The sequence below is a fragment of the Halpernia frigidisoli genome (assembly GCF_900113805.1).
GTDB lineage: Bacteria > Bacteroidota > Bacteroidia > Flavobacteriales > Weeksellaceae > Halpernia > Halpernia frigidisoli.
This window is the reverse complement of record NZ_FOQT01000003.1, coordinates 290360-307878: the sequence shown is the minus strand read 5'-3', so window position 1 is coordinate 307878 and position 17519 is coordinate 290360. Positions and strand designations below refer to the sequence as shown.

Below are 17519 nucleotides of genomic sequence, written 5' to 3'. Positions count from 1 at the left end.
AATTTTTACAAAAGTGCTTGTAAAGTGCTTGTAAAATAAGTTTAAGTAATTGATAATTAGTTATATAGAGTTTACCAGACTTTTGCATCTATTTTTCAAACAATCATTTTTATTGAGTGTTAGTTTTACTTCATCGAAAAATTAACCAAATAAAAATTTTTAAAATGAAAAAATTAATCTTAACAATCTTCGCGGTAATAAGTCTTACTGCCTGTAAAAAAAGCGAAATTAATTCTTCTTCTGAGACTTTAGATTCTTTGAATGTGAAAACAGATTCTTCGCCGCCTAATAATGTATCAGTTTACGACAGCATTCAAAAACCTTTAGATAAAACGCAGGATTCTGTAAAATCTATTATCAAAGACACAGTGGTTGTAAAAATTCAGGATTTAAAAGATCAAAAAAAATTATTAACAGAGAAAGTGGCAAAAGCGATGGATTCTGTGACCAAAAAAGAGATTATTTCTGAGATAAAAATCACGCAGCAAAAGATAGATTCGGTAAAAAACCGGTTGGTTTCAAATTTAAAAAAGAGAAAAATTTCCCCAAAAGTAATTGAGAAAACCAAGGTGGTTTATCGTAATTATTCGAAAACTAACAATGAAGTTTTACCCAAAATCACTAAAAAAGGTGAACTCGAGATCCAGGTTGATGATTTTGAAACTGCACAATATGATGCCAAAGAACAAATCAGAAAATATGATGGAGTAGTAAAAGGCGAGCAAATTTCAAGCAATGAAAATAAGCAGTTTGATTATTTACAAGTCAGCGTTCCTTTAGACAAATCGGATTATTTAATAAAAGATATGGAATTGAATGTGGGAAAAATTACTTCAAGGAATATCGAAATAACGGGTCAGGATTTTTCTAAAAATTCAGTTTGCCTTTTAGAAATTACGCTGGTCAATAATTCCGAAAAAGCAATCGTTTCTTCCGGGAAAAAATCTTTCGGTGGCAGAAGTTTAGGCGCCGTTGGAAGTGGATGGAATGTGATCCAGGAAATCTTTTTGTTTGTTTTACCTTTTTGGCCAGTTATATTAATTGGTGGCGGCATTTATTATCATTTTAAAAAGAAAAAAAGCGAAAATTCTAATCAGAATATTTAAGCAAGAAAAAAAGGAAATCTTACTGGATTTCCTTTTTTATTTTATTTAAAAAAAAGATTTAAAATTTTAAATCTACACCCAAATAAACATTGATCGGCATAATTGGCGCGTAAACATTTCCTGCATCAAAGTAATTTCCAAAAGGATTTCGTGCATCGATTATCGGATTTTTCTGTTTGTAAGAAGTGATGTTTTCTGCGCCCAAATAAAGTCTGAACTTTTCATTAAAGTTTCTCGCGATTTGTCCGTTTAAAGTAGAAAATGTTTTGGATTTTTCATCAATTTGAAATTCCTGCGGATTAGTTGCTGTTTTTGGTAAATTTTGCGGCCCGATAAGATTGTAAGTTAGATCAAAAGTCCAAAAGCCACCTTTTTCATTTTTATCAGTGGAATAAGCGATGTTTGCAAAACCTCTGTTTTTAGCGATAAAAGGTACTTCTTTTTTACCCGAAATATAATTGGCCTGTACATCGTAATATTTGTAAGCCAGACGGAAATCTAAATTTTTGTACAAACTTAAATCCCATTGCGCTTGAAAACTGTTTGCAAAAGAAGAACCTTCCAAATTATAAAATAACAGTTTCTGTGGCGATTGATACAAATCTACCAAAACTTGGTGTTGAAAATCGGTTCGGAAGAAATCTAATAAAATTGAACTTTTTCTGTTTAAAAACTTAAATTCCTGATTTAAACTTGCGCCGTAATTCCAGGCGATTTCTGGTTTTAAGCCGTAAATACTTCCACCATTATTTTTAATTTCTACAGTTCGGTTTGAGGCAAAATATTGCTGATTTTCTGCAAAAATATTAGCCGTTCTGAAACCTTTTCCGGCGGAAAGTCTTAAAGTCGTTTTTGGCGTAATATCATATTTAAAATTAACTCTTGGCGTAAATTGTGTGCCTGCAAGATTATGAAAATCCACACGTGCGCCTGCGACCAAAGTATATTTTACACCAGTTAAAGTATATTCAAAAAATAATCCGGGAACGGTTTCTGTTCTTTTATAATTTTGATTGACGTAATCTTCATTATATGAATCATAGAGAAAACTGGCGCCTGTTTTAAAAGTATTATTGGTATTTCCTATAATGCCTTGGAAAACTAAATTAGAATAATAAGAAGTTTCTTTGCCATCATAATTTCTATTTCCGAAAAAACTATTTTGCTGGTGATAAGTCACTTGATTCATCCAACCAATGCTTTGATAAGGTTTGTCTTTAAAAACATAACCTGTTTTATTCCAAAATTGAAAGCGGGAAGAGTTGATTCCAACGCCGTAAAGATTTTGCGTGGTTTGAGGTTTACTAAAATCATAGCCTTTCTGTCCACCATTTCGTTCGTCTTTCACGTAATTTATTCCAAAATGAGAAACTATATTGGAATGTTGTAAATCATCATAATTTAGTAAATAGCCTACATTAATTTGCGAACCTTTTGGTTGATCAAGAAATCCGTCTTTGTTTGAATCTCGTTCAGAAAAAGTGCCGTTTCCGTGCAAAAGAATAGTTTGATTCCAATGTTCGGAAAGTAACTGTGTATTCGTGACGTTTATTTCAGTCCGCAAATTATTATCCAAATAAAGATTTACGGCAGTTTCTGGTTTGTCTTTATAAGTTAAAAGTTCCGTATTGATTTGTCCCGTGATGCTTTCATAACCGTTCACAACAGTACTTCCGCCTTTCACCAATTGAATTGAACCGATCCACTTTCCAGGAATAAAATTTAAACCATAAGCCGAAGCCAAACCTCGAACTTCAGGTAATTGACTTTGCGTTATTGCCGTATATTTTTGGTCTAAGCCAAGCATTCTCAATTGTTTAGTCCCGGTAACGGCGTTACTGTAAGAAACGTCAACGGTTGCATTAGTTTCAAAACTTTCCGCTAAATTACAGCAGGCGGCTTTCATTAATTCTTTTCCGCCCATATTCATCATTAAACCCGCAGATTTTTGGTCAATAGAAGTTGCAGCCTGCGTTTTTTCGATAACAACGCCTTCTATAGATTTTTCTTTTTCAGAAATTTTAGAATGATCCATGTCCAATTTCATGTCCATTGGCATTTGCATCAAGATAGAATCTTTTCCAATTTCGGCGACAGATTTTGCTTTATTTGGTAAAAGTTCTTCGATATTTTGCTCACGATCGTACAGACAACAACCCGGAAGTTTATCATAAACTGCATCATCGGCGCGGTATTTTTCATTGTCGTGGCCTGCATCTGCAATTTTTTTAAGGATTTTATCTTCAGAAGTTTTTGAGGCATTAAAAGTTAACTCTAAAACTTTTGTTTCCGGCGACCAACTTGCGGAAGTGGCGTCTGCGCTCATCGCGGCTTTTTCAATTCGGGCTTTGCATTGCACGCAATTGCCTTTTACGATTACTTTTTCGATGGTATTTAAATTTTGTGCTGAGAAAAATGCAGCAAACAAAATAAAACAGAAAGGCAGGATTTTGCCTAAAAATATTTTCATTTTTAAGATTTTATTTAATTAAAATTTTTTGCAGAAATCTGCAGTTTAAGTTTAATTAAATAAATTTTGGAGGCTGAAATACGGCTTCTAAAAGTGTATTTGGAAGGGTAGAATTAGAATAAAAGAAAGAAACTTTATTTACAAAGTTTTTGTTTTTAAATGGTTGTGCAGAAAAAATTTCCTCTAATTTGATAAATTGTATTGCCGCCACAGAAACGTTGCAGCAATTGCGGGAACTAGAATCGTTATGATTTTTTTGCGGCATATCTTTATTGCAATTGCCTTGTATTGAGCAACAGGACATTACTTTAGAATTCTGAGAAATATTATTTTGAGCAGGATATAATAAAATACCCAAAGAGAAAAACAGCATCAAAATTTTAAATAAATATTTCATTTGCAATTGCAAAGTTAATAAAAGGTATTCATGATTTTCATTTAAAAAAGTTAAAGTCCGTTAAATTGAGTTAAAGTGTGCAATTTTAATTACTTATGTCTGTTTAGAAGTTTCAAACTTTTTATTTTTGCAATCCTAAATAGTTTAAATGAGAAAAATATTATTTGTACTTCTTCCATTTTATTTAATAGCAACTTCTTTTGTTTTACCAAAAATTCCGACAGAAAAACAAAGTTTTAGAAATGATACTTTGTCAATTGCCAAGAATTCTGAATCTATAGTAAATCTAAATCTCTCAGAATCTCAAAACATTTTCACGGCTTTGGATTTTATGAATGATGAAAAATTAGATGAAGCCGTTTTTGAAAAAGCTTATAAAGGTTTTGAAAAATTAAAGAAATCTGGTCAACTTGCAGCAGAATCGGAACTTCTAACGATCGCCGATTTTAGCAAATCATCAAATACCAAAAGACTTTGGGTGATAGATTTAGCCAATAAAAAAATACTTTTTAACGCTTTAGTTGCCCACGGAATGGGAACTGGTGAAGAATTTGCAGAACATTTTTCTAATACCGACAGTTCACACCAAAGCAGTTTAGGCTTTTATGTCACAGAAACTACTTATAACGGAAATAATGGTTACTCTTTGAAATTAGAAGGGATGGACAAAGGTTACAATGATGCAGCTTTTGCAAGGGCAATTGTAATGCACGGCGCTGATTATGTGAATGAAAATTTTGCTGCAGCACATAAAAGAATTGGCAGAAGTTGGGGTTGTCCAGCAATTTCAAGAGAACTGGCTGAACCAATTATAAATACTATCAAAGGAAAAAATTGTCTCTTTATATATTATCCGGATGAGAATTATTTAAATTCTTCCGAGTGGTTGAAATCATAAAATAAAAAAGCAGATCAATTACAATCTGCTTTTTTTGTGTCTTTTTTATAATTCCTTTAATTCAGTTCTATCAAATTATTAAATTTCAGAACGCTTTGCTTTAATCGTTCTTCCTGATCTTTTCTATCTTGTGGTGAAGGTCCTTGTCGGTTTCCACCTCCAGCTCTCTGTGGTGCAGCAATTCCCCCTCCGCCTCCGAAGTTTGCATTGCTTTGCATAAAAGTAACAGGATCTTTTCTGTAAGCTGAAAATTGTTTATTGAAATCTTTTTTAGATAATTTCACAGTGTTTCCTCTGTTTGTAAATTCGGCGGGAGCAGCAATTTTTTTACTTTGCATTAAATCAAAAGAATAATTTCCAGCAGTATCTTCTATTTTCACGATCAGGCCAGGCAAACCACCAAATTTATAAGGACCGTCTTGAATAGGAATATCTGTGGTGAACCAGGCATTCCAGGTTCTGCCGCCATATTTCATTTCTGCTTTTTGAGTATTATAATCGCCAATTTTCACAGTTTCAGGCAAAATTTTCCAGCTAAATTGGGGTGTTTCCGTATAAGAATATTGGTCTCTGCCAATTCTGCTCTTATACAACTGACTTTGATCAGTGTAATTTTTTTCAATTACAAAATTTAAATTGGACTGGAGGTTTTCCATTTGGCTTCGGTCAAAATTAAAACTGCGTGTTTGAAAAGCTCGCCCGATCAATGAATCTCTTTTAAGCTGATTATCGCTGTAAAAAATTGATTTTGTTGGGGAGACGTCTAGATTTGCATTTTCTGTTTTTACACTTTTTGCATCAGTAGAATCTGTTTTGATGGAGGCTTGATAGACAAACCGCGTTACCTGCTGCCCCATAAAAAAAGGCATCGCAAATAAACTGAGTAATTTTAAAAATTTCATTATAATTTATTTAAGTTCTATTGGGTTACTTCGTGATATATTTCTGTAGAGTTGTAAATTAATTCCAGTTTCGTCTGTTTGTGAATTGTTGTTAAAAGTATGTCTTCTTCCATTAAAACCACCAAATTGTCCTTTATTCATATTAGGCGCGTCACTGTCGTTGTCATCTTCATAATCTTCCATCTGAGAAAGTCCGCCAGTGTTTGCATCATCTGCATCCATTCCGCTGTTCATATTATTTTGTCTTCTGCCTTTTCTTTTCCCTGAATCTACCATGTTATAATCTCCGGACTTATTAGGATTTTTTTGATACATTTCAAGTTCGGCTGAAGCTTTTTCACCGATAAAATTTATTCTTGTGGTTTTTTTTGCTTCGGGCGAAATTATTTCTAAATAAGCATCCGGAACAATTATTTTTTTTAAGAATGTAAAGCCATAATCGCCGCTTGCATCTTCCAGCTTTAATATCAAACCCGGTAATCCATAAAATTTATACGGTCCATCACTAATTTTTATATTTTCTGAAAACCAAGCTGTCCAAATTCTTCCGCCAAAATCTGTCGTTGCTTTTTGTACTTTATCCCCATTTAGATCCATTTTTTCATCAGAAATTTTCCAGATCATTTTTCTGTCTTCTTCATAAAAAATTTCTTTGTTACCAGCATTTTCAACTAAAGAAACTTCTCCGGCAACAGGTTTTTTTTGTATAAAAAAATCAAAGAAAGTCGGCTGTAGTGATTTACCATCGGCAAGTTTAGGAAAATCAAGTTTCCCTTTTTTATTCTTTTTAGCAAATTGAGAATCATTTGCCTGTTGTTTTTTAAATATAGAAATTAAGGAATCTTTCAGTAATCTGTTTTCGCTTACAAAAGTTGAATGGTCATTTTTTACATCTAAAAAAGTTCTTTCATTCCTCATTTTTACAAGATTCACAGTGTCAGGATTTACCCGTGAGTCATAGATGTAGCGCTCTGTCTGGGCGCAAAATTTACCAGATGAAAATGTAGCAAGTATTAGAAATAGAATTTGTTTCATATTATATAAAGTCTTTTGATTATTAAATCCTGACAAAGTTAATTCTAAACTAACTGTTATTTCGAAAATAGATATTTTTATAAATTGTTTAACATTTAATTTCGATGAAAATGATAAATATCAATCTGTGATATAGACAAATAGATAATGGCAAATTTGTTATTGATTTTAATTGGTGTATTTTTGTACTTTAAAATAAGTCTAAATAAAAACAATGATAAAAGTATCAGACGAAGCCAAGAAAAAAGCCGTCCAACTGATGACTGAAGAAGGATTGGATCCTTTGGAAGATTACATCAGAGTTGGTGTGAAAAGCGGTGGATGCTCTGGATTGGAATATGTTTTAAAATTTGACGCCGAAAGACAGGAAAACGATCAGGTTTTTGAAGACAATGGCATTAAAGTGATTATCGAAAAAAAATCGATGCTTTATTTAGCCGGAACGGTTTTAGAATACTCTGGTGGTCTAAATGGAAAAGGCTTTGTTTTTAACAATCCAAATGCTAACAGAACCTGCGGTTGCGGGGAGAGTTTTTCTCTTTAATTTCAGAAAAAATTTAATCATTTAATGGTTAATTTAAAATAAAATGGCAAAATATACAGAAGACGATCTACGCGTCGATTTAGAAAATAAAAAGTACGAATTTGGCTGGGAAACAATTCTGGAATATGATGAATTTCCGATTGGCTTGAATGAAGACATCGTTCGTGCGATTTCCGCAAAAAAAGAAGAGCCACAATGGATGACAGATTGGCGTTTGGAAGCATTCGCGATTTGGAAAAAAATGGAAGAGCCGGATTGGGCTAACGTAAAATATATAAAACCTGATTTTCAGGCAATTAGATATTATGCAGCACCTTCAAAAAAACCAGAATTGGCAAGTTTAGATGAGGTTGACCCGGAATTATTGAAAACTTTTGCTAAACTTGGGATCAACATTGAAGAGCAAAAAAGGCTTTCAAATGTTGCAGTAGATATTGTGATAGATTCAGTTTCAGTAAAAACAACTTTCACTAAAACTTTAAAAGAAAAAGGTATTTTATTCTGTGCGATTTCCGAAGCAATTCGCGATTATCCGGAATTGGTTAAAAAATATTTAGGTAAAATTGTACCGAGAGGTGATAATTATTATGCGGCTTTAAACTCAGCAGTTTTTTCCGATGGTAGTTTTTGCTACATCCCAAAAGGCGTAAAATGTCCGATGGAATTGTCAACCTATTTTAGAATAAACCAAGCCGGAACTGGTCAGTTTGAAAGAACGCTTTTAATTGCCGATGAAGGAAGTTACGTTTCTTATTTAGAAGGTTGCACTGCACCGTCAAGAGATGAAAATCAGTTGCACGCCGCAGTTGTAGAATTAATTGCATTAGACGATGCAGAAATAAAATATTCTACCGTTCAAAATTGGTATCCTGGAAATGAAGAAGGAATTGGTGGTGTTTTTAATTTCGTTACTAAAAGAGGTTTGTGTGAGAAAAACGCAAAAATCTCCTGGACGCAAGTTGAAACTGGTTCTGCAGTAACCTGGAAATATCCAAGTTGTATTTTAAAAGGTGATAATTCCGTAGGTGAATTTTATTCTATCGCAGTAACAAATAATTTTCAGTACGCAGATACCGGAACAAAAATGATCCATATTGGTAAAAACACAAAATCGACCATTATTTCAAAAGGAATTTCTGCTGGCAAATCTAACAATTCTTACAGAGGTTTGGTTAAAATAATGCCGTCTGCAAAAGGCGCCAGAAATTTCTCACAATGTGATTCGCTTTTAATGGGAGATCAATGTGGCGCACATACTTTTCCATATATTGAAGTTAAAAATCCAACGGCTCAAATAGAACATGAAGCAACGACTTCAAAAATTGGTGAAGACCAAATTTTTTACTGTAACCAAAGAGGAATTAATACTGAAAAAGCAATCGCATTAATTGTAAATGGTTTCGGAAAAGAAGTTTTAAATAAATTACCAATGGAATTTGCCATTGAAGCACAGAAATTATTGGAAGTTTCTTTGGAAGGAAGTGTGGGATAAATTTTAATTTATTTTCCAACTTTTTAAATAACACATTATCAGAATATTAAACTATGTTAAAAATAAATAACCTTCACGCCAAAATAGAAGAAGGCACAGAAATTTTAAAAGGAATTAATTTACAGATAAATCCAGGTGAAGTTCACGCGATCATGGGACCAAACGGTGCCGGAAAATCGACACTTTCCTCGGTGATTGCAGGAAAAGATTCTTACGAAGTGACCGACGGTGAAATCATTTTTGAAGGTGAAAACATCATCGAAGATGCACCGGAAGAACGCGCTCAAAAAGGGATTTTTATGTCGTTTCAATATCCAGTGGAAATTCCGGGCGTTTCTGTTACCAATTTTATAAAGGCCGCTCTCAACGAAACGCGTAAAGCAAACGGTTTAGAAAATTTACCGGCAAAAGAAATGTTGGCTTTGGTTCGTGAAAAATCAGCAAAACTGGATATTAAAAAAGATTTTCTTTCCCGCTCATTAAACGAAGGTTTTTCTGGCGGTGAAAAGAAAAGAAATGAAATTTTCCAGATGTTAATGCTAAATCCAAAATTAGCAATTTTAGATGAAACAGATTCAGGTTTGGATATTGACGCGTTAAGAATTGTGGCAGATGGCGTTAATGAATTTAAAAACGAAGGTAACGCAGTTTTGTTGATAACCCATTACCAAAGACTTTTAGATTATATTAAGCCCGATTTTGTACACGTTTTGGCAGATGGAAAAATCATCAAAACAGGCGATGCATCTTTGGCTTTAGAACTTGAAGAAAAAGGTTACGACTGGTTGCTCTAATCGGTTTTAATTTTTACTTCAAACATTTATTATAATTTACGCTTGCGTAAAAATCTTCGAAAACGCATTAAAATGGCATTGTTTCAGCAAATAGAAAGTCAAAAAGATCTTTTAACCGGAAACCAATTAAAAAATCTGAATTTATTTTTAGACCAAGGTTTTCCGACCAAAAAAGATGAAGAATATAAATACACCAATCTTCGTGAAATTATAGAGAAAGACTACAACTTTTCCCCAAACGAAGCGCACCAAATCTCAGATTCTCAATTTGAAGAATTGCATTTAGATGAAGCAGATTTTGATTATATCGTTTTTGTTAATGGTAAAATTCACCCTGAATTATCAAAAATTTCTTTTGAAAATGCTGAATTTTTTAGTTTAAAAAGTGCTTTTTTGGATGAAATTAAAAAAGCAACTTTAAATAATTATTTAGATAAAATTGCCACAAAAGATAACGCATTTATCAATTTGAACAGAGCATTTTCATCGGAAGGATTTTTCTTAAAAGTAGGAAAAAATCAAACAGTAGAAAAACCAATTCACGTATTTTATCTTTCTCAAAATCAGTCGCAAAATACTTTTTACAATGTTAGAAATTTATTGGTTGCAGAAGAAGGTGCACATGTTGAAATTATTGAAAGTCACCATAACTTTGATGATTTTTCCACATTAACTAATTCTGTTACAGAAATTTTTGCAGAAAAAAATTCCAAAGCAGATTGGCATAAATTGCAGAACGACAGCACATTTTCTTACTTAATGGATCATACTTTCGTGAAGCAGGAAAGAGATAGTTTGGCAACGGTAAATACATTTTCTTTCGGTGGAAAATTAATCAGAAATAACTTGGATTTCATTCATAACGGCGAGAATATCAACTCTTTCATGAACGGAATTACCATTATTGGAAAAGACCAATTGGTTGATCACCATACTGCAGTTCATCACAAAACGCCGCATTGTGAAAGTTATCAAAATTATAAGGGAATTTTTAAAGATAATTCAAAAGGTGTCTTTAACGGAAAAGTTTTCGTTGATCAGTTGGCACAAAAAACCAATGCTTATCAACAAAACAACAATATTTTGTTAGACGAAGGCGCTTCAATTGAGACCAAACCTCAACTCGAAATTTTCGCAGATGATGTGAAATGTTCGCACGGTTGTACGGTCGGTCAACTCAATGAGGACGCGCTTTTCTACCTTCGCGCGCGCGGAATTGGCAAAGAAAAAGCAACAGCTTTATTGCTTGTGGCTTTCTCTCACGACGCGGTGAAAAATATTGATATCGAACCTTTAAAGAAAAAAATATCCATTCTTTTAGCAGAAAAGTTAGAAGTCGAAATGGATTTTTAATTTTTTTGGGCGGACATTTCGCGCTATTCGTTCCAATCTTTTTTACTCCGCTTTGCTTCGAAAAAAAGGATTTACACTTCTATCGCGGCCGCAATTTTCGCAAATTTAGAAAGTTTTTTGTAAAATGAATTTAGATCAAATCCAACTTCAATTAAACGCTTATAAAGAAAACAATCAGATTTTAGATGCTGCCAATTATATTGTAGACACTTTTGATTTGAATTCTGAAAACTTTGCGGGCTTTGAATTTCGTTATGAGTTGGAAGAAAAATCAGTTTTGTTAACCACAGAAGGCGCACTCGGCGAAATTCAAACAGTCAAAATTCCAAGAAATTTATTTGATTTTGACTTAAATTTAGTTCTAAATTTATTGGCCCACGAAATGCTTCACGTTCGCCAAAAAGAATTTGGAAAAGTGGTAGAAGACAAAAATGAGCGCGAGTTTCAGTGTTATTACGAAATGCTCTTTCATACCAATTTTCCACAAATTCCTGATGCGTCAACCTTTTTTCAAAAACAATTTTCAGAAAAAGCATTTACTTATTACCAAAGAATGAGCGATAATTCTGAACTTCAATTAAAATATAAAAGTCAAAAAGAAGAAATCGAAAAACTTTTAGGCAGTCAATCAAATGTCTAACTTCTCATATCTAATGTCTAACTTTTTTGTAAATTTACTTAAACAGATAGTTTTATGATTCAAAATATTCCTTTAGAAAAAGTCTTATTTCTTGATATTGAAACAGTTCCGGATCATTCTAATTGGGAAGACGTTTCTGAAAGTGAACAAAACCTTTGGGACAAAAAAACCAAGAATCAAAGGAAAGACGATTTTACTGCAGAAGAATATTATTTAGAAAGAGGTGGAATAATGGCAGAATTTGGCCGCATTATTTGTATTTCCATCGGTATGTTAGACAAAAACGATACTTTAAAAATTAAAAGTTTTTCCGGTGATGATGAATTAAAATTATTGCTGGAATTTGGCGAAATTTTTAACAGTCCAAAATTAAGAGATGTGATTCTTTGCGCACATAACGGAAAGGAATTTGATTTTCCCTGGATTGCCAGAAGATGTTTAATTAACGGTATTCAACCGCCAGTACCATTTCAAATGTTTGGCAAAAAACCCTGGGAAATCCCGCATTTAGACACGATGGAATTATGGAAGTTTGGCGATTATAAAAGTTTTGTTTCTTTAGAATTGTTAGCACATATTTTTGGAATTCCCACACCGAAAGATGACATCAACGGCTCGCAAGTTGCGTATATTTATCATATAGAAAAAGACTTGCCACGAATTGTAAAATATTGTGAGAAAGATGTCTTAACTTTGGCAAATGTTTTCCGCAAGATGCGCCAAGAAGGACTTTTAAAAAGAGCGGAATAAATTGTTAGAAAAAAATTGGACAAAAATTCAAAATTATTATGAATTATACAGACGATGAAATCGCTCAAATTGGCGAAAATATTATAGTAACATTAAAGACCATTTTCGATCCGGAAATTCCGGTTGATATTTATGAATTAGGTCTTATTTATGACGTTCAGATTTCTGAAGAAGGAATGGTAAAAGTAATTATGACTTTAACGACACCAAATTGTCCGGTTGCAGAATCTTTGCCACAAGAAGTTAAAGATAAAGTTGGCGAAGTTGAAAAGGTAAAAGAAGTTGATTTAGAATTAACCTTTGAACCGGCCTGGAACAAAGATATGATGAGCGAAGAAGCAAAATTCGAATTGGGAATTTTGTTTTAATTCAACCACAAAAAGTTTTTTAACCACAAAAGGAACAAAAGACATTTTAAAACATTAATTACTTAAGTTCAAAAAAGCGAAAATCTTTAGATTTTCAAAACTTTGTTTTCTTACTTTAATTTAAAGAGAATTAATGTAAGTGAAAAGATAACTTTTGTTCCTTTTGTGGTTTATTATTTCTATCTGGCAATATTTTTTTAAAAGTGAAAAATCTTTTTGGCGATATTAAAAGCACTTTCAAAGTGTAATAAATTTTGAGAAATATCAATTTTTTCTGAAGCCATAAAATTAAAGACCTGTTCTGTCGGCATATTTCCAACCAATTCATCTTTTGCAAAAGGACAGCCGCCAATTCCTTTTATTGCGGAATCAAATCTTCTGCAGCCTTCATCATAAGCCGCTTTTAATTTTGAATAAGAATCTTCATATCTATTATGAAAATGCCCACCAAAATGAACTTCAGGATATTTTTCAGGAATTTTTTTAAATAAAAGAGAAATGCTGTCCGGTGTTGCAACGCCCGTTGTGTCAGAAAGTAAGATGTTTTTAATTCCTATTTCTGAAAAACGTTTTGCCCAAAAATCCACATCTTCCCATTTCCAAAATTCGCCGTAGGGATTTCCAAAAGCCATCGAAAAATAAATATTCAATTCTTTATTTTCGGACTTTGTTAAATCTAAAATTTTAATAATATCATCAAATGCTTCTTCATGAGATTTATTCGTATTTCTATGTTGAAAAGTTTCAGAGATAGAAAAAGGAAAACCTAAAATATCAATTTTCGAATGTTTCAAGGCTTTTTCAGCACCCCGAAAATTGGCGACAATAACCGAAAGTTTGGTGTCAGAAAGCGTTTTATCAATTTCATCTAAAACAATCCCAGAATCTTTCATTTGCGGAATCGCTTTTGGAGAAACAAAACTGCCACAATCTAAAACATCGAATTTCACAGACATTAATGCATTAATGTAGTCAATTTTCTGTTGAGTGGGAATAAATTCACCCCAACCTTGCATGGCATCGCGTGGACATTCAGTCAAAAACATTTAAATAAACTTTAGTTTCAAATATAAGATTTTTAAAATATATTTTAGGTTTAATTTAAGATAGATAAATTTCAATTCTCTGTAAATTAACTTAATTTTGTAATTAAGATAAAAACAATATGACACCAGAATTCAGCGCCGAATGGCAGGAAAAACTTCAAACCAGATTTTTAAATTACGTTAAAATATTTTCAACCAGCGATCCGGAAAGTGAAAGCACGCCTTCCACGGAAAGACAGTGGGATATTGCTAAATATATTTTTGAAGAATTAAAAAACTTAGGTTTAAGTGATGTTTCACTGGACGAAAATGGTTATATCTACGCTTATGTGCCGTCAAATCTAGAAAATGATGATGAACCAACAATCGGTTTTATTTCACATTATGACACATCACCAGATTTTAGCGGTGAAAATGTAAATCCACAAATTTGGACAGATTACGACGGCGAAGATTTGGTTTTAAATAAAGACACAAATTTCACTTTATCTTCTACAAAATTCCCCATTTTAAAGCAATATAAAGGCGAAACTTTAATCACAACAGACGGAACAACACTTTTAGGTGCCGATGATAAAGCAGGTTTAGCGGAAATTGTGACGGCGGCAGAATTTTTACTCGCGCATCCTGAAATTAAAAGAAGCAGAATCGGAATTGGTTTTACGCCGGATGAAGAAATTGGTCGCGGCGCTCATAAATTTGATGTGAAAAAATTCGGTGCAGAATGGGCGTACACCATGGATGGAAGTGAAGTGGGCGAGTTGGAATATGAGAATTTTAATGCGGCGCAAGCCATTGTAAAAATCCACGGATTGAGTGTACATCCAGGTTATGCGTTTGGCAAAATGGTCAATGCAAGTCTTCTCGCAGCAGAATTTGTTCAAATGCTTCCAGAAAATGAAACGCCTGCAACTACGAAAGGTTTCGACGGATTTTTCCATTTAACGGATCTAAAATCTGATGTTTCGGAAGCCAAAATTCAATATATTATTCGTGATCACGACGCTGATAAATTTGAAAATCGCAAGAAATTAATTACTAAAAAAGTTGCTGAGTTTAATCAAAAATACGGCGAAAAAACTGCTGAAATTGAAATTAAAGAACAGTATCGAAATATGAAACAGCAGTTTGAAGGTAAAATGCACATTGTTGATATTGCCGAACAAGCGATGAAAGATGCCGAAATTAAACCTTTAATAAAAGCAATTCGTGGCGGAACGGACGGCGCACAATTGTCTTACATTGGATTACCTTGTCCAAATATTTTCGCGGGTGGTTTAAATTTCCATGGACCTTATGAATTTGTTTCTGTGGAAAGTATGGTAAAGGCAGTAAAAGTGATTGTTAATATCGCGCAGGCGAAGAAAAAGCAGAATTAAATATGAGAAATACATTAGCATTATTATTTGTTTTAATTTGTGGATTTATGTTTTCGCAGATTTCCGAATTGTCAAAAATCGATAAAGAGGTTTCAAATAGATATTCTAAAATTTCAAAAAAAGATTTAAGAAAGTTTCCTGAGCAATCTAAATTGGAAATGGCTAAAATTGAAGACTACCGAAACGAAGAATATAGAAAAGTAGTTGCAAATATTCAAAAAGATGAGATTAAAGTTGATTTAAATTCTATAGAAAAAAATCCAACAAAATCAGCGGAATTTGAAGGTGGAATTAATGAATTTAGAAAGTTGTTAGCAAACAATTTTGATACGTCAATACTCGAGTCTGGAACAGGAACCTTAAAAACAGAAATTCAATTTCTTGTGGATGAAAAAGGCATTCCTTCAAACGTTGAAGCAACAGGAAATTCGAATCTATTTAGTCAGGTAGCAATTATCACACTATATAGAACATTAAATAACACAAAATGGAAACCTGCAGAAAAAGATGGGGTTGCTGTAAAATCTGTTTACAAGCTTCCTTTAACAATACAATTTAGTAAATAAAAAAGCCACTCAATTTGAGTGGCTTTTTCGTTTATAAATTTTTTTTTATTTTAAAAAGCCTTCCAACCTTGCGCTGTTAAAGCAACCAATTCGTTACTGCCGCTCGCAATTAAAAAATTTCCTTGTTCTAAATCTACGGCGTGACCAATAATTGAGAAATCCGGATTATTTCTAATTTTTTCAAAATCTGTTGGCGAAATTGTAAACAATAATTCGTAATCTTCGCCGCCGTTTAAAGCGCACATTGTTGGGTTTAAATTTAATTCATCTGCCGTAGAAAGCGCCACAGAATCTAAAGGCAATTTATTTTCATAAACATGAAAACCAACTTTACTTTGTTCCGATAAATGTAAAACTTCCGAAGCCAAACCATCAGAAACATCAATCATAGAAGTTGGTTTGATGTCCAGATCTGACAAAATTTGTTTTATGTCTGTTCGTGCTTCTGGTTTTAATTGTCGTTCCAAAATATAATCATAACCTTCCATTTCCGGCTGCATATTTGGATCAGCGAGAAAAACTGAATGTTCTCTTTCTAATATTTGCAAACCAAGATAAGCGCCGCCTAAATCGCCAGTTACAACCAAAAGATCATTTGCTTTTGCACCTTTTCTTGTTACAATATTTTCAGAATTTTCTAAACCAATTGCGGTAATCGTCAGAACTAAACCAGTTTGGGAACTTGTGGTATCTCCGCCAACTAAATCCACTTTATATTTTTCGCAAGCCAAAGAAATTCCATAATAAATTTCTTCTAATGCTTCTACTGGAAAACGGTTTGAAACTGCAACGGAAACTAAAATCTGCGTCGGAACTGCATTCATCGCAGCAATGTCACTCAAATTTACGACTACAGATTTGTATCCTAAATGTTTCAGCGGCACATATCCAAGATTAAAGTGAACGCCTTCCGCCAAAGTATCTGTAGAAATTACCACTTTTTTACCTTCCGGATTTATAACTGCAGCATCATCTCCAATGGAAATTTCTGTCGAAGAATTTTTAAAACTAAATTTTTCGGTTAAATGTTTTATTAAGCCAAATTCTCCTAATTTGGAAATTGGTGTTAAGTCGTTTTGTTGTTGTTCGAGCATAATTATATTTTATTCAAAGTTAGAATTCGGAATAATTATTCTGATTCTTCATCTTTATTTTTTTTCCACGTAAAAGTATTTCTTTTGTGAAACGCTTCTACATTTTCAGGTTTGAAGGGCAGATTTCGCAGATCTTCTTTTGTTAAAACTTTACAGTTTTCACCTTTAAATTTGTCCATAACTTCCAAAATATCTTCTGGCGGCGTAGTTGCTTTTCGAAGCATTGTATCGATCCAAACGCCGGTCGCTTCAGATGTGGCGCAATGTGTGCCTTCAGGTAAATAAAATTTATGCGTAAATTGATAAATACTCGCATCTTCAGACGATCCGGAAACTTCTAATGTCACAAAAACCGTTTGATCAGCAAGAATTTCTTTAAAAAAAGAATAGCGCTCATGCAAAATCACCGGTCCAACTCCCCAACGAGATAATTGAGCCAGACCGATTTGCTCCTGATTCATAAAAGCCATTCTCGTTTGGGCGCAATATTCTACATAACTTGAATTTGCAAGGTGTCGGTTTGCGTCAATATCGCTCCAGCGAACCTCAAATTTATAGTGAAAATCTGACATAATTTTTAGAAAATTTAAAGCCCAAATTTACACATTAAAGATGGCTTTGAAAAATCGTATTTTTGGGGAATAATGAACTTTGATGTGTTTAGGGTTTAAATAAAATAATGAAC

At 33.2% G+C, this 17519-nt stretch carries 18 protein-coding genes; 11 read left to right on the top strand and 7 right to left on the bottom strand.

Annotation, left to right across the window (positions count from 1 at the left end; genetic code table 11):
- Window positions 1–164: 164 nt before the first annotated feature.
- Entirely contained in the window at window positions 165–1106 is a 942-nt protein-coding gene (locus tag BM238_RS09680; RefSeq protein ID WP_090080492.1) for a DUF4349 domain-containing protein, read from the top strand.
- Window positions 1107–1164: 58 nt separating this feature from the next.
- Here the strand turns inward: BM238_RS09680 and BM238_RS09675 are convergent, their stop codons facing one another.
- Both BM238_RS09675 and BM238_RS09670 read right to left on the bottom strand, forming a co-directional pair.
- Window positions 1165–3576 carry a TonB-dependent receptor gene (locus tag BM238_RS09675; RefSeq protein ID WP_090080261.1) on the bottom strand — a complete coding sequence of 804 codons (2412 nt, stop codon included), beginning with the start codon at window positions 3574–3576 and terminating at the stop codon, window positions 1165–1167.
- Window positions 3577–3631: 55 nt separating this feature from the next.
- The gene (locus BM238_RS09670) at window positions 3632–3973 is read right to left on the bottom strand and encodes a hypothetical protein (protein ID WP_090080259.1); all 342 of its coding nucleotides are present in this window, start codon (window positions 3971–3973) and stop codon (window positions 3632–3634) included.
- 148 nt (window positions 3974–4121) lie between these two features.
- On the opposite strand from BM238_RS09670, the gene BM238_RS09665 reads away from it, so the two are divergent.
- Window positions 4122–4871 (top strand): murein L,D-transpeptidase catalytic domain family protein, encoded by a 750-nt coding sequence (locus BM238_RS09665; protein ID WP_090080256.1) that lies wholly within the window; start codon window positions 4122–4124, stop codon window positions 4869–4871.
- 56 nt (window positions 4872–4927) lie between these two features.
- On the opposite strand, the gene BM238_RS09660 is transcribed toward BM238_RS09665, so the two are convergent.
- Entirely contained in the window at window positions 4928–5773 is an 846-nt protein-coding gene (locus BM238_RS09660) for a GLPGLI family protein (RefSeq protein WP_090080255.1), read from the bottom strand.
- Between the two features lie 6 nt (window positions 5774–5779).
- Window positions 5780–6808 carry a GLPGLI family protein gene (locus tag BM238_RS09655; protein WP_090080253.1) on the bottom strand — a complete coding sequence of 343 codons (1029 nt, stop codon included), beginning with the start codon at window positions 6806–6808 and terminating at the stop codon, window positions 5780–5782.
- Window positions 6809–7022: 214 nt separating this feature from the next.
- On the opposite strand from BM238_RS09655, the gene BM238_RS09650 reads away from it, so the two are divergent.
- The 7 genes from BM238_RS09650 (at window position 7023) to BM238_RS09620 (ending at window position 12749) form a co-directional block, all read left to right on the top strand.
- On the top strand, window positions 7023–7352 hold the full coding sequence (locus BM238_RS09650; protein ID WP_090080251.1) for a HesB/IscA family protein: 330 nt from the start codon (window positions 7023–7025) through the stop codon (window positions 7350–7352).
- A 43-nt stretch (window positions 7353–7395) separates the two neighbouring features.
- Window positions 7396–8844 carry a Fe-S cluster assembly protein SufB gene (gene sufB / locus BM238_RS09645; RefSeq protein ID WP_090080249.1) on the top strand — a complete coding sequence of 483 codons (1449 nt, stop codon included), beginning with the start codon at window positions 7396–7398 and terminating at the stop codon, window positions 8842–8844.
- Between the two features lie 53 nt (window positions 8845–8897).
- Window positions 8898–9638 carry a Fe-S cluster assembly ATPase SufC gene (gene sufC / locus BM238_RS09640; RefSeq protein WP_090080248.1) on the top strand — a complete coding sequence of 247 codons (741 nt, stop codon included), beginning with the start codon at window positions 8898–8900 and terminating at the stop codon, window positions 9636–9638.
- Between the two features lie 72 nt (window positions 9639–9710).
- Complete coding sequence (gene sufD, locus BM238_RS09635; RefSeq protein WP_090080246.1) at window positions 9711–10991, top strand: Fe-S cluster assembly protein SufD; 1281 nt, start codon at window positions 9711–9713, stop codon at window positions 10989–10991.
- Between the two features lie 124 nt (window positions 10992–11115).
- On the top strand, window positions 11116–11631 hold the full coding sequence (locus BM238_RS09630) for a hypothetical protein (protein ID WP_090080244.1): 516 nt from the start codon (window positions 11116–11118) through the stop codon (window positions 11629–11631).
- A gap of 54 nt (window positions 11632–11685) precedes the next feature.
- Window positions 11686–12381 (top strand): 3'-5' exonuclease, encoded by a 696-nt coding sequence (locus BM238_RS09625; RefSeq protein ID WP_090080243.1) that lies wholly within the window; start codon window positions 11686–11688, stop codon window positions 12379–12381.
- Between the two features lie 38 nt (window positions 12382–12419).
- Window positions 12420–12749 (top strand): iron-sulfur cluster assembly protein, encoded by a 330-nt coding sequence (locus tag BM238_RS09620; RefSeq protein WP_090080241.1) that lies wholly within the window; start codon window positions 12420–12422, stop codon window positions 12747–12749.
- A 197-nt stretch (window positions 12750–12946) separates the two neighbouring features.
- Here BM238_RS09620 and BM238_RS09615 read toward each other — a convergent pair whose 3' ends face one another.
- On the bottom strand, window positions 12947–13795 hold the full coding sequence (locus BM238_RS09615) for a hydroxymethylglutaryl-CoA lyase (RefSeq protein WP_090080240.1): 849 nt from the start codon (window positions 13793–13795) through the stop codon (window positions 12947–12949).
- A 119-nt stretch (window positions 13796–13914) separates the two neighbouring features.
- Here BM238_RS09615 and pepT point away from each other — a divergent pair, with 119 nt between their 5' ends.
- Window positions 13915–15174, top strand: a complete 1260-nt coding sequence (gene pepT / locus BM238_RS09610; RefSeq protein ID WP_090080238.1) for a peptidase T — start codon at window positions 13915–13917, stop codon at window positions 15172–15174.
- Between the two features lie 2 nt (window positions 15175–15176).
- Window positions 15177–15740 carry an energy transducer TonB gene (locus BM238_RS09605; RefSeq protein WP_143093374.1) on the top strand — a complete coding sequence of 188 codons (564 nt, stop codon included), beginning with the start codon at window positions 15177–15179 and terminating at the stop codon, window positions 15738–15740.
- 50 nt (window positions 15741–15790) lie between these two features.
- Here the strand turns inward: BM238_RS09605 and thiL are convergent, their stop codons facing one another.
- Together thiL and BM238_RS09595 are read right to left on the bottom strand one after the other, a co-directional pair.
- A complete protein-coding gene (thiL, locus tag BM238_RS09600) occupies window positions 15791–16834 on the bottom strand; it encodes a thiamine-phosphate kinase (protein WP_090080235.1) in 1044 nt (347 codons plus the stop codon).
- 35 nt (window positions 16835–16869) lie between these two features.
- Window positions 16870–17406: an acyl-CoA thioesterase gene (locus tag BM238_RS09595; protein WP_090080233.1), complete on the bottom strand. Its 537-nt coding sequence runs from the start codon at window positions 17404–17406 to the stop codon at window positions 16870–16872.
- Window positions 17407–17519 lie beyond the last annotated feature (113 nt).

Coding starts and splice junctions, on each gene's coding strand:
- sufD (WP_090080246.1), top strand. CDS start 9,711: ATGGCATTGTTTCAGCAAATAGAAAGTCAAAAAGATCTTTTAACCGGA.
- sufB (WP_090080249.1), top strand. CDS start 7,396: ATGGCAAAATATACAGAAGACGATCTACGCGTCGATTTAGAAAATAAA.
- BM238_RS09680 (WP_090080492.1), top strand. CDS start 165: ATGAAAAAATTAATCTTAACAATCTTCGCGGTAATAAGTCTTACTGCC.
- BM238_RS09655 (WP_090080253.1), bottom strand. CDS start 6,808: ATGAAACAAATTCTATTTCTAATACTTGCTACATTTTCATCTGGTAAA.
- thiL (WP_090080235.1), bottom strand. CDS start 16,834: ATGCTCGAACAACAACAAAACGACTTAACACCAATTTCCAAATTAGGA.
- pepT (WP_090080238.1), top strand. CDS start 13,915: ATGACACCAGAATTCAGCGCCGAATGGCAGGAAAAACTTCAAACCAGA.
- sufC (WP_090080248.1), top strand. CDS start 8,898: ATGTTAAAAATAAATAACCTTCACGCCAAAATAGAAGAAGGCACAGAA.
- BM238_RS09665 (WP_090080256.1), top strand. CDS start 4,122: ATGAGAAAAATATTATTTGTACTTCTTCCATTTTATTTAATAGCAACT.
- BM238_RS09670 (WP_090080259.1), bottom strand. CDS start 3,973: ATGAAATATTTATTTAAAATTTTGATGCTGTTTTTCTCTTTGGGTATT.
- BM238_RS09650 (WP_090080251.1), top strand. CDS start 7,023: ATGATAAAAGTATCAGACGAAGCCAAGAAAAAAGCCGTCCAACTGATG.
- BM238_RS09630 (WP_090080244.1), top strand. CDS start 11,116: ATGAATTTAGATCAAATCCAACTTCAATTAAACGCTTATAAAGAAAAC.
- BM238_RS09605 (WP_143093374.1), top strand. CDS start 15,177: ATGAGAAATACATTAGCATTATTATTTGTTTTAATTTGTGGATTTATG.
- BM238_RS09675 (WP_090080261.1), bottom strand. CDS start 3,576: ATGAAAATATTTTTAGGCAAAATCCTGCCTTTCTGTTTTATTTTGTTT.
- BM238_RS09595 (WP_090080233.1), bottom strand. CDS start 17,406: ATGTCAGATTTTCACTATAAATTTGAGGTTCGCTGGAGCGATATTGAC.
- BM238_RS09660 (WP_090080255.1), bottom strand. CDS start 5,773: ATGAAATTTTTAAAATTACTCAGTTTATTTGCGATGCCTTTTTTTATG.
- BM238_RS09620 (WP_090080241.1), top strand. CDS start 12,420: ATGAATTATACAGACGATGAAATCGCTCAAATTGGCGAAAATATTATA.
- BM238_RS09625 (WP_090080243.1), top strand. CDS start 11,686: ATGATTCAAAATATTCCTTTAGAAAAAGTCTTATTTCTTGATATTGAA.
- BM238_RS09615 (WP_090080240.1), bottom strand. CDS start 13,795: ATGTTTTTGACTGAATGTCCACGCGATGCCATGCAAGGTTGGGGTGAA.